The sequence below is a fragment of the Bacillus nitroreducens genome (assembly GCF_964021195.1).
Genome location: NZ_CAXHYI020000003.1, coordinates 1,646,353 through 1,658,768, shown reverse-complemented (window position 1 = coordinate 1,658,768; position 12,416 = coordinate 1,646,353). Strand labels below are relative to the sequence as shown.

Genomic DNA, 12,416 nt, shown 5'->3' with positions numbered 1-12,416 from the left:
AAATTAGTTCGTTAAGCGACGTGCTTGGTTTACAACCTCGCTTTGTGTTTCACGGTATGTTTTTGAGCTTAGCTTTAAGAATTCGGAGTATTGTCTCATCAAGTTCGTCATTTTTTGGAAGTCATCCATGAAGCCCTTGATTTGAGAAACATATGCCATATTATCAGTTCCTTGCCACGCAGCCCCCATACCTTCAACCTCTGTGTAAAGAGCCTTGTAAAGTCTCTCGTAGTCAGCAGCTTGTTGGTCAATACGAGTAGCAGCAGTGTCTAATTTCGCTGGATCAACTGTAATTGAACGTGCCATTGTTTTTTCACCTCCTTAAAATGAAATGTATATGAGTTAACCTGGGATTTACCAGGAGAACTATGGATTTCCTCTAGAAATCTAGCAGTCTCACTAAATTAGATTCTTCTCAAGTCATGGCCAACTCTACGGTATTTGTCAGCCGCACTCTGAAGGCTTGATGCACTTTTAGTTGAGCCAATTCCCTTGAACTCTCGATTGAGTCCATTAGAGATCTCATCCAGTTCCCTTGAAATAGCGTTGATTTCATAAATAATGTTATTAATTTTTCGTCTAACATGAGGTTTCATGGGGTACCTCCTTTAGTTATCTAGACCTTTTTCCATCACTATCGAATGATCCTTGCTTGCCCCACAAGCTTTCTTTCGTTTGACTCTAGCAATCTGGCAGTTGTATTTAAGTAGTGAATGTTCTGATTGAGCCTGAATGAAAAAGATGTCAGGATATCAGCTTTTAACACATGGCGCATGTCTAACAGGTCAACCTCCCAATAGAGGGAATCAATCTGACTATTTAGTGCGTTAACTCGGCGTTTGATGCTTTCAAGTCTTTGCGCATAATAGTGAAGTCTGTCGACATTTACTTTTAGGTATGGTTCGACTGGAAAATAGCCACTGAGCTTTCCTACTACCTTTACAAAAAACATGCCTGCTTTCGTTGCTACACTCGTGATAAATTTATTAATTTCGTTCTTCACTTGCTGAGTTAATTCTTTTACTTTTCCAATGAATTTCGTTGCTTGGTCCTTCACCCAGTTCACTGCTTTTTCAAGTCCTCTAGCTGCAGCCTCTAGGATGTATAAAGTGGCGTCCCGAATCGCCGCTGCTGCCCTATAAACTAACACTTTGGGATGGAGTGAAGCCGCTAGACTAATCACTCCAGCAATTGGATTCGCAATATCGCGTACGAGAGATGCACCATCAGATGCATGTGTAAAATCTCCACCTGGAGTAAAATCCACACTTTCTAGACCATGTGCATACATCAGACCTTCGTCGGTTTTGTTTAATTTAACCGTTTTATCTACGTAAGGTGCGTACCCGAGGGATGAAACGAAGTCACCCTCGTGAACAATAAAGGTATTCCGATCTTGCAATGCATCTCTTTGTTCCTTTGTCAGGGTCCAATAATACAAAGGAGCCCCATTTACTACATAAGAGGTCAATTTTTCATCCTCGAGATTATTGACAAGTACGTATTCTGCTAGGTTTCCTCCTTTGGAATGGCCGAATACATACTGTTCTCCATCTAAACCTTTGATATATTTTTCGTAAAATTCATTCGCTTCTCTTTGTTGTTGAATGGTAATCCCAATACCAGCCTCTACGTTGGACACCCAGTCGGTAGCAATATGACCGACATCAGTAAAATCTTCACTACCTCTATATACAGCAGTGCCGTTTCCATTTTTATCAGTAAAGGCATATCCTACAAAACCAGAGTATGAATCCCCACCTGTATTTCCACCATTAGGATTGTTATTTTGATAACCAACTAACTTCACCTCTTTAAGAGCAGAGGAATCGAATCGAGTACTATCCTTAAACTCTTTAATGGCGTTGAATTTATCCAATGCAGCACCCTCTAAGTGCAAATCACCAATTTTATCCACAAGGCTTTCAAAGGACTCTGGCTTTTTTTCACTTGGACGTACCCCACTAGGGAGATCTAAATACGATAGTTGCAACAAGATATATTTTTCTTCATCAGTTAGCTCAGAAAGAGACATGTGATCACTCCTCAAAAGCTTCATAGTTCTCAATTACATTTGAGGGACTATGTAAAATAACGCTCGGGTCCACTAGATCACTCGGATTTTCTGGATCCAGCCGTTCATCCACATTCACTTCGCCGTAAACTTTTCCTTTTAAATTGGACCAAGGAAGATTGTTTACGAATGAGGTTTGAATGTATTCTGATATATCTTCGGATTCATCAACAAATCCAACTGATATCGTATAGTGACTTACCCCTACGTTTTTTATTAAATGGAAAAGGTTGTATATTCCTTCTTGATATTGTTCAACATTGGGAGCAGCAGACGTTTTTACGCCTGCTATGAGATCAACTCGTGCATCCTTGTGTTGACTTAAATACTCATCAACCGACATATTCGCCATTGAGTCATCAAAACGGTCATTACCAACAGATAGATTCACCTTGAAAAGAGTTCCCTCTGGAAGTTCCTTCGCGATATCATCCTCAAGCTTTTGATGTAACTCATTTCCCCATTTTGCAGGGATGTAATTATCAATCAAATCGCCCTCTTCGTTACCTTCTTTTACGGAAAATACAACATTTTTCTCGCCTTTCGGATGAACCGTTACTAAGTCACCGCCATATAAATCTTGAAAAAGTTTACTTCCCTCTTTTGACCACATTGCCTCAAATTCTTTATCATACTTCTCTTCTAAATACTGAATGGCTTTCTCTTCTGTACTCGCATCACTTGAACTCATGCACCCTGTTCCTCCTATTATGAGAATGGATAGAAGAAGGAATAACACTACCCTCTTTTGTAACCTCATTTGGCACCTTCCTTATGTAAAAATGACTTTCTAACTCGGTTGCGGGTCTTGATGGTAAAAATTCCGACTCGGGTTAGGCTTTGTATTGAGATATAGGACAATCTTTTGATTTTATGGGACATTCGATTGAATATATGGGACACAGATACAGATTTATGGGACATATTCTTTCATATTTGGGACTCAAATCTGTTCATATGGGACATACCCACATTTCGTCAGGGTATGTCCAGGGGTTGTGCCCTATTTCTAATTATTTGTGACCTAACATCCAGGAATTGTTCCCTAACCTTGATGTATTGTGCTTCAACTAAAAAAAATCGTGACCTAAACTAGGTCAAATCCTACCCAAATCCTAAACCAACATTAATTTTTTCCCATTCATAAATCCTAGTTCTTCCACTGTTTGGTTAATGTCGTAGATCGTACCCGTTTCTCGGTCGCACACTACCGTGGTGTCTGTTGCGATGAACGAGCCGACCGAAAGCTCTGTCATGGTGTTTGCAAGCAAATACGTTACTTCGTAAAGCTTGCTCCCAACTGGGATGAAGACGTCGTAGGATTTGCCAGAAGCTGGAATGAACACTTCAACTAGCACTTTATCCATGATAGACTGCCTCCTCTTTACGAACTGCGGAACCTGTCAGTAACTTGACTAATTTTGGTTTTCCTCTTGTTAGCACGTACCCGAAGTCTTCTGGAATATCTTGATACATGCTGTTTGTGACTTTTGAAACTTTTAGTAAAAATTGATCGGTAATGCTGTTTCCAACCCAGATGCCATCGCTTAGAGAGACTTGCTTTTTAAACCAAGGCTCAAACGCGACGGAGTTCAGTGCATCGGCACGGTCCGAGATGATCATATACACATTGAGTCCGTCGATGCGTTCTAGGAATACCTTCAACTTATCCTGGCCATCTTCTGATAACAGCATCATCATGTCATTAAAGGAATGAACGATACAGTAGATTGGTTCGAACACTGGCGGTGTCGCTCCCTCTTCAATCGCATCCTTTGTTGTATTGTGTCGGAACACTAATGTATTAAATAGGTATACAATGGTCTCCTCGATATCTACTGCACTCGACACATACTTTCCACCGACTTCAATCAGTTCCTCATTCGGATCAAGCACGATCATTTCATTTTTTTCATTCTGATGAACGATTTCTGATAATCCCTGCATCACACCTGCGGATACTTCACTGCTACTAGCTAATACGAGATTCGCAGGTGATTGGGCGAAGTCAAAATACGTAACAGCTAAAGACTCCTTTTCAACCCCGACTGGAAGTTTATGAGTCTTATTGAATTGGACTTCATCTCTCAAATAATCAATGTCGACCTTTTCAGGTAGTACTGGAATTCGTTTCGCAGCACTCTTGCCCCAATTGTCACGAAGACGTCGACAGTAGTCCGTGATGTATTGATACATATCCTCCACACCCTCAGTAATGAGAGCGACCTGGAACTCATATACTTCATCTGCCTTGAATATACCTCGACCTTTATGCTTCGATGGGAAGACACCGTCGACATTTCCAAGCACGGCTGAATATTCGGAAGTATCATTAAGCTGCAATACATATAACTGCTTGAAATTTTGCATCAAGCGGTAGCGTATGGCACCCGTATGAGCAGCTGTCACGATAAAATAAATCCCGTATTTCGTGCCTTCACGAGTGAGGTACGAAATGGCCTCTTCTTGTGTCTCATACATTTCTGAAAAGGCAGCATAGTTGTGAATCACAATGACAATGGATGGCAAACCATCCTCTGACAGACGGTTGTATGTCTGCAAATCACCGCCATAATTAGCTAGCTGCTTTTTACGGCTCTCAATCTCGCTGTTTAGCATTTTAAAGAGATTATCAATCTTTTCACTATCGTGGGATAACAATACATCTCCAATATGTGGTGCTTCGCGGAACCAACTTAATGTCTCCGAGCTAAAATCTAATAAATAGGCATGTAGTTCATCAGGTGTATGAGATTCCATCAAGGAATATATTAATGACGCAATGAATGTCGTCTTTCCACTACCCGCTACCCCATAGATGATAGTATTGCCATCCTGAGTGATTGGTAGTCTCATAACATGTTGGCGTTGGTTCGCTGGATCGTCAAATTCCCCGATGATCGGATTTAACTCAAAACGAGTTGTTGTCTCACCTGGATATTTTTCAGCTAACTGATCTAAATATATTTTTTCAGGAATCGGTTCAAGCCATAGTTGCTTGACTGAGATATTTTCCTGTTTTGCTAGAGTTTCCAAGTACTTTGTTACTTCATCAATTTGTTTTGGTGGATGTTGAACCATCGTTCTACGATCAATCTTCGCACTCTTGATGACTCGACCTAAGTGATCAATCACGCTGATGCTTTCATCCACATGTTTTTCCACTTTATCAGCTGGATAATACGGGGCCCCTGCCCATGCTGACTGACCAAGCTCGAACAACTCGTTATACCCAACCTGCAAGTAAAATCGACCTGTTTGCGAAAGTTCAGCAGCATCTGGTCGCTTGATGACCTCCATACTGTCCGCTTTTTCCTGTACCTTCAGACTGATTCGGAATTTCGAGTTACTCCAAATTTGGTCGTCCACGACACCAGACGGTTTCTGTGTCGCTAGAATCAAGTGAACACCCAAGCTTCGACCGATACGTGCCGCACTAACTAACTGCTCCATGAATTCTGGTTGCTGGGTTTTCAGCTCGGCGAACTCATCTGAAATCATAAACAAATGTTGCAATGGCTCTGATACTTGCCCTTCGCGATATAATTTTTGATACTTATAAATGTCAATATTACTCACATTCATACGTCGACTCGTCTCACTGAAAATCGACTGACGACGCTTCAGCTCACTTTGAATGGAGACTAATGAACGCTTCACAGCTGCACCATCCAGGTTTGTAATCGTACCTGCTAGATGTGGTAGATTCAAGAAGGCATTCGCCATTCCACCACCCTTATAGTCGATTAAAATAAACGCAACCTCATCTGGGTGATAGTTTACTGCAAGCGATAAAATGAATGTCATAATAAATTCAGACTTACCAGACCCTGTCATACCCGCAATCAATCCGTGTGGCCCATGGTATTTTTCATGAAGGTCTAACTTAAACAGTTCCCCCATCGTGTCGACCCCAATTGGAGTTTCAATCGAATGAACAGGATTGTTTTCCTTCCACCGTGTGAGGGCATTCAAATGCTCAATTTTACTGACGCCAAACATTTCAAGGAACGTCACCATATCTGGCAATGTGTAGGCCTCTACAGAAGAAGCAAGCTGTATGTTCGCCAAGCGAATCGCAACCTCTTCTGCATCATCACGCTCATAATATTCCGCATCGAATGCTGTATATGAGCCTGAAATGTCATCCTTGTCGAATATCTTGGACATGTCATCCCCAAGCTCAACCACCATCGTACATTCCTTCGGTAAGTTTTTGAGCTCATCGTATAAAGTAACAAGGCTAATTCCGATGTTCTCTTTCTCTTCTAAGAGGAGGTTCATCATCTCTGCCCTTGATGCAAGCGACTTACTCATCGAGAAAATCAAATAATGCTGGTCAAGATCCTTTATCTGATCCTCATCAAGGCTAGCGCGGTACGAAATTTCTTTTTCAAAATAGGAAGACAGCTCTTTTACCTCTGTCTCATCTGTTGCGATAAAGCGAATTTGCTTCGCCTCATCCCACACATGTGGAAGCCATTTTGTAAACTTCCAATACTCTTCCTCATTTTTATCGTAGAGGAACACAAGCTTTAACTCGTCATAACTATGAAGGGCAGTTAATTGAAATATAAGTCCCTTTACAAAATCCTGAACGCGACTACGGCGCCCAATCACACCGCTGACAAACTCCTCAACAAAGCTTAGCGTCACAGGAACCTGTTTTAAAATGTGGGGTCTCTCGACTAATTTATAAAGCTCATCCTGGAGATTGTCGTCCTCTAGTGTGAATTTTTTCTCAGGGTACTTCAGTTCTGCATTCAGCGGTAAATCACCAAGGCCGAGACGGACTTTCAGGAAATCGTTCTGTCCAATCCCACGCTCCCACAGGTTTCTTTTTCGCATCGTTATTCTTGAGATTAGATTTTGCAGGGCCACATGATTTTCATGAAGGATTTCACTTTGTCGTTGACACTCCTCTTCAATCACCACTGCCATTTCTTCAATATATTTCGAGTATTTCTCTTGACGTTTGCCTTCAAGCTTAATTCTCTGCTTCTTCTCATGACGCTTCGTTAAAATCGGCCAAAGGACAGTACCAACTAACATACTTAATGACATCATTAAGGTTGGCATGGCGTACATGATGTCCCCGCCTCGTGCCATGACATTGTTAAGTGTGAAAAGCCCAGTGAACAATGAAGCCATCCCCATTGTGATCGATGGTCCAAGTATGTACATTAATGGAGTTTCATCAATATTTGGCTTCTGTGGTGGTGGGTCAATACGGATTTCCGTTCTCTTGATATCGCGTTTAAAACGTGGTGAACGATAAAAGAGATCATCATTTTTTTCTTCCGTTTGAAAGTCATCGAGTGGTTCTTCGTCTTCAATGATCGGCTTTTGCACCTCAAACGGACGAAACGCATTTCGGTCTAAAAACACTAATTGGTGTGGATTATTCAAGGATAGTAACTTACCGTTGTAGATAATTTTCAACCCCATGATGTAAATGACATCACCAGTTGAAAGGACTTTTTCCTGGACACGTTCCCCGTTAACATATGTGCCGTTCGAACTGTTATTGTCACGGATAATCGCATGTCCATTTGCATCATACTGAATGACACAGTGAGAGCTCGATACGAGCTTATTCGCGAAACGAATGTGACTGTCATTCCCACGGCCAATCCTGATGCTACTTCCCGTTACCTCATGCTTCGTATACTCATTTCGATCGTTCGTTGCTGGCTCCACATATAGAAGGGCAGAAGCGTCATTGTTACGGGAAATCGTATACGTTTTAAATGTTTCAATTTTTTGTTTAACCAGTATTTCCTGCTTGTCATCTAATAGAAAGGCAGATTTATTGGATTTTAAATACCACTTGCCTTCTTCTGCCTCAATCGCCATCAGATTTCGCGGCTCACCGTTCGTATCCTCAGAGGTTAAAATATAACGACCCGTCACCCGCTCTGGTAACACATATGTAAAAGCCTTTTCCCGATCAAATAGAGTTAATATCAAAATAAATCTCTCCTTACTAAATAAGCAACGTACATAAACGAATTGCGTTTTCTAACAAGTGGTAGTGGCCGTGTTCTACCTTGGTAATATGGCATCAGCGTCATTACATTAGGGCGGCGAAATCGACATGTCGCTGGGGTGGGTTTGTCATAGACACAACAGCAGGTAAAAAGCTTTGAATCGTTTTTAAGACGCTATATCGAAGACATTTTAAAAGGCGGATTAACTCCAGTTGTCTTTGAAATACTTCGTCAAAGACAATCCAGAAGGGCGAATTACCTTGAAGTAACCTTGAGATGCTTCATCAAGACATTTCAGAGGGAGAATTACATTGAATTGTCGATGAGACGCCTTATCAGGGCATTTTTTAACGCGACTCTCCTGGATTGCTTTGTCGTAGACATTTTATAAAAAGATTCGAATTGAACTGTCCTTGAGACCGTGCTTCATAATAACAACAACTCTTTACAAGTAGAACCTACCGTCCTCTCAAATCAACGCAAATGAGGAGCTCTTGCGTCTGCTCTTTTTCGCGCTTCCTCTTCAGCCTTTCGTCTCGCCTCAGCTTCAGCACGTGCAGCTGCTTCCTCTTCACGCTTGATTTGATTGGCAACCTGGATAATATCTGGTGCAATCGAATCAAGTTTTGAAGCAATTGTATTCAATTCCCGATTGATCTCCGCAATTGCTTGGTTAATATACTGAACCTCTGTCGCCTTCCAGGCGGTATTGATATTTCCATTAACCCCATTTAGTGTGCTTTTTAAACTTCTAAGCTGTGATGCATAGTCACGCAATCGATTTGCTTGCGAAATAGCCGCTGAAACATTTATTCCCATTCAAGTTCACCCGCTTATCATAAAAAAATATATAGGTTAAGCCCTATTTATCAGGGCTATATTTTCAAGCTTCGTTCACATATTTTCCAAATATCTACTAAAAAACTACTTGATATTGTTGTTTAGGTCAATTTTTACAAAATATTCAAAATGATTTAAAATACATACGAAAGACTTATTTATTCTACAAATTTCTACAAAATTTCGATTCTATCAGACATGGTTACTACCTAAGGTGTACTATCTCCCTAGTACCTTGACATACATCACAAAACAGAAGAATACCGATATTTCACGATATAATATCTTGAATTCAAGTCTCTTAAATCCCTTTATTACAATTCGTAGGTAATTAGACCTTTTATTATTCACTCTTGTAACAAAATTGTAACTTGACAAGGTTTTAGATGGCTCAATTAATTTGTAAACGCTTTTATAATTAGGTGAGTCAACTGGATGTAAAGTAATTGATTTGTAACAGAAGTGGGAGTGGTTGGAAAAATTAGAGGTTAGCATGGGGGTGAAAGCCGTTAGTGTTTTATGAATCGATAAGAGAATTCTACTATTATTTTTCAGTTTTTCGCTACCACTCGGGTATTTTTGTAATCTATCTTTCCTACTAAAATAGTGAGAGATTTTCTCTAGAAGGTGGAATCTTCATTCCAAACAGTAAAGGTTACACTTTCCACAGAAAGTAACTTTCCTGGTCTTTGCCCATTAGGACCTTTAGAGACAAGTGTATTTTATTTTGAAGATACGCCTTACTGTCCGTTAGTTGAAAAAGAAATGACAAAAAACCTAGTCGCTGGAGACTAGGTTTCTCGGATAACTAATTTAGTTGTAATGACTATTTTTTTCGCGATTTGTCTTCCATTCATCCGTTCTAATATTGTATCAACAGCAGTTTCACCCATGACTTCAGTATGAACTTTTACCGTTGATAGGGGCGGGAAGACATATTTGGACACACTGATATCATTGACACCAATCAAGCTTACTTGACCAGGGACAGCTATTTTCTCTTCATTTAATGCCCTTAGAGCACCAATTGCAATAAGATCGTTCGCCGCAAAGAAAGCTGTAGGCAAGTTGTCACCTTTATCTTGGATCGCTTGCTTCATCAACTTATATCCATCCTCAACCGTAAAGCTTCCTATATATAAGTTACTTTCATCTAGTAGATTTGCTTCTGAAAGATACGTTTTAAATGTTTTTTCGCGAATCTCTTCAATTTCCGAAGAATGGTCCTTAAATTCCTCGCGACCACCAAGATAGCCAATATTCGTGTGACCATTCTCGATAAAATGCTTCAGTGCGGTTCGGGTCACTTTTTCGAAGTCAACCACAACCGCATCGTAGGTATCCTCATCAGGGTTTGAATCGACAAACACGAGGTGCTCGGCCATGTTAGAGAGTTCTTCCACTTGACTCGTACTAAACTTCCCAACGGCAATAATCCCCTGAAGCTCCTCCTGCTTCATACTTTCGATGCTATTATAAAAATTAACAACCTGAATACCTTGCTGTTCACAACGTTGTTCAATTCCAAGTCGAATCGACATGTAATACAGGTCATTAAGTTCTTCTTTTTCTGTGTACCAAAGAAGAATTCCGATCCGTGCTGATGAAGACTTTTTGGAGGATCGTTTTTTATACGACAGCGCCTCAGCAATCTCAAATATTCTCTTTTTCGTGCCGTCGCCGACCGATAAGCTGGAATCATAGTTAAGAACCCGTGATACCGTTGCGATTGAGACACCCGCTTTTTCTGCTATATCCTTAATCGTTGCCATGATTCATCTCCTTTCTCTTGGAATATGTTTTGCGTTTTCGCATGTACCTTAGCCGTCCAGTTTCTATTTACGGCTCAATTTGAGTTAGTTGCGTGAACATGAGCGATGTTTGCGCCTTCGACTGGTCTATTTGCGCGATCATGAGATACTTTTGCGCTCTGAGCTAGTTATTTGCGTCGTCTAGAGTGGCTTTTGCGCGCTCACCTAAATATTTGCGTCGTCTAGAGCGGATTTTGCACCCTCACCCAGATATTTACGTCGTCTAGAGCGGATTTTGCGCGCTCACCTAGATATTTGCGTCGTCTAGAGCGACTTTTGCGCGCTCACCTAGATATTTGCGTCATCTAGAGCGGATTTTGCGCGCTCACCCAGATATTTGCGTCGTCTAGAGCGACTTTTGCGCGCTCACCCAGATATTTGCGTCGTCTAGAGCGACTTTTGCGCGCTCACCTAGATATTTGCGTCGTCTAGAGCGGATTTTGTGCGCTCACCCAATTTTTTGCGCGAGCATGAGATACTTTTGCGCTCTCACCCAATTATTTGCAACTACAACCAATTACATAAGTGATCGCGTGCAACATTTACACCGTTCACTACTATAATTAGCATTCACACATTTCACGGAAAATGAAACAAGAGAACCGTCCCCTTGTTTCACTCTTATTTCACTGAAATGAAACAGGAGAACCGTCCCCCTGTTTTATTTGGTTCCGAATGTGTATTTGGTTTGCCAGTTGTATGCTTCGCCTTTTTTAACCACAGTGGATGGGAAGTGTGGGTGGTTGATGGCGTTTGGTGGTGCTTGGGTTTCTAGGCAAATTCCTTGGTATGGGTTAGCCTCACCACTACGCAAGTCAAATCCTTTCATGGTGTTGCTTGTGTATATTACAATCGCCGATTGGTTTGTTTCTATTTTTAAATGACGACCTGATGTTTCATCATAAAGCTCAATGTCTTGTTCGTCTAGTAAAAATGGATGGTCATAGCCTTGTCCGACGAGTGCAATTTGTTGATCGTCCGAGTTTACGCCGTCAGCGATTTTTCGGCCATTTCGGAAATCAAAAACCGTTCCAGAGACGTTGAGTAGTTCGCCTGTTGGCAGGAATTCCTGGTCAAGCTCGAGAAATTGGCTGCTCTTAATCGTAAGTTCGTGGTCGAGTATGTCACGTTTCACATCACCAGATAGATTAAAGTATGCATGGTTTGTGAGATTCAATATGGTGTCTTCGTCTGGAATTCCTTTAGCTGAAATCACAAATTCATTTTCGTTGTTTAGACTGTATGTTACAGTCATTTCAACAGTTCCAGGGTAGCCACCCTCGCCATCTTTGCTGACATATTTAAACTCAACGCCAACACGATTTTCTTCCTCAATAATCGTAGAGTCCCACACAACATGATTGAATCCTTTCACGCCACCATGAAGAGAGTTGCCATTTTCATTTTTGTCAAGTGTATAGGTTTTTCCGTTTAACGTAAATTCACCAGCACGAATGCGACCAGCAATACGCCCGATAATCGCTCCTTGATAGGTTGTGTCAGCCAAGTAGCCTTCGAGATTATCAAATCCAAGTACAACATTTTCTGATACACCATTACGATCAGGCGTGATGATTTCCGTGATGATACATCCATAATCAATGCAGGTCACGCTTAGCCCTTGGTCATTTTTTAATGTATAGGCTTGTACGTTTTGATTGTCAAATGTTCCGTAAGAATATGTGTTGATTTCCATTTTTA

At 41.0% G+C, this 12,416-nt stretch carries 9 protein-coding genes; all 9 read right to left on the bottom strand.

The annotated features are described in order from the left end of the window. Positions 1–3: 3 nt before the first annotated feature. The 9 genes from ACWPVE_RS11715 to ACWPVE_RS11675 all read right to left on the bottom strand — a co-directional run bounded on the left by ACWPVE_RS11715 (position 4) and on the right by ACWPVE_RS11675 (position 12,411). The gene (locus tag ACWPVE_RS11715) at positions 4–306 is read right to left on the bottom strand and encodes a WXG100 family type VII secretion target (protein WP_453993516.1); all 303 of its coding nucleotides are present in this window, start codon (positions 304–306) and stop codon (positions 4–6) included. 98 nt (positions 307–404) lie between these two features. Next, a complete protein-coding gene (locus ACWPVE_RS11710) occupies positions 405–596 on the bottom strand; it encodes a hypothetical protein (protein WP_453993514.1) in 192 nt (63 codons plus the stop codon). A 38-nt stretch (positions 597–634) separates the two neighbouring features. Next, entirely contained in the window at positions 635–2,035 is a 1,401-nt protein-coding gene (locus tag ACWPVE_RS11705; RefSeq protein WP_453993512.1) for an Mbeg1-like protein, read from the bottom strand. 4 nt (positions 2,036–2,039) lie between these two features. Then, the gene (locus ACWPVE_RS11700) at positions 2,040–2,765 is read right to left on the bottom strand and encodes a hypothetical protein (RefSeq protein ID WP_453993510.1); all 726 of its coding nucleotides are present in this window, start codon (positions 2,763–2,765) and stop codon (positions 2,040–2,042) included. Positions 2,766–3,189: 424 nt separating this feature from the next. Then, a complete protein-coding gene (locus ACWPVE_RS11695) occupies positions 3,190–3,441 on the bottom strand; it encodes a methyltransferase (RefSeq protein ID WP_453993508.1) in 252 nt (83 codons plus the stop codon). Then, entirely contained in the window at positions 3,434–8,044 is a 4,611-nt protein-coding gene (gene essC / locus ACWPVE_RS11690; RefSeq protein WP_453993506.1) for a type VII secretion protein EssC, read from the bottom strand. The genes ACWPVE_RS11695 and essC overlap by 8 nt, the downstream gene beginning before the upstream one ends. 494 nt (positions 8,045–8,538) lie before the next feature. Then, positions 8,539–8,883 (bottom strand): hypothetical protein, encoded by a 345-nt coding sequence (locus ACWPVE_RS11685; protein WP_453993504.1) that lies wholly within the window; start codon positions 8,881–8,883, stop codon positions 8,539–8,541. A gap of 812 nt (positions 8,884–9,695) precedes the next feature. Next, a complete protein-coding gene (locus tag ACWPVE_RS11680) occupies positions 9,696–10,676 on the bottom strand; it encodes a LacI family DNA-binding transcriptional regulator (RefSeq protein ID WP_453993502.1) in 981 nt (326 codons plus the stop codon). Positions 10,677–11,376: 700 nt separating this feature from the next. Continuing rightward, a complete protein-coding gene (locus ACWPVE_RS11675; protein WP_453993500.1) occupies positions 11,377–12,411 on the bottom strand; it encodes an aldose epimerase family protein in 1,035 nt (344 codons plus the stop codon). Positions 12,412–12,416: the final 5 nt, after the last annotated feature.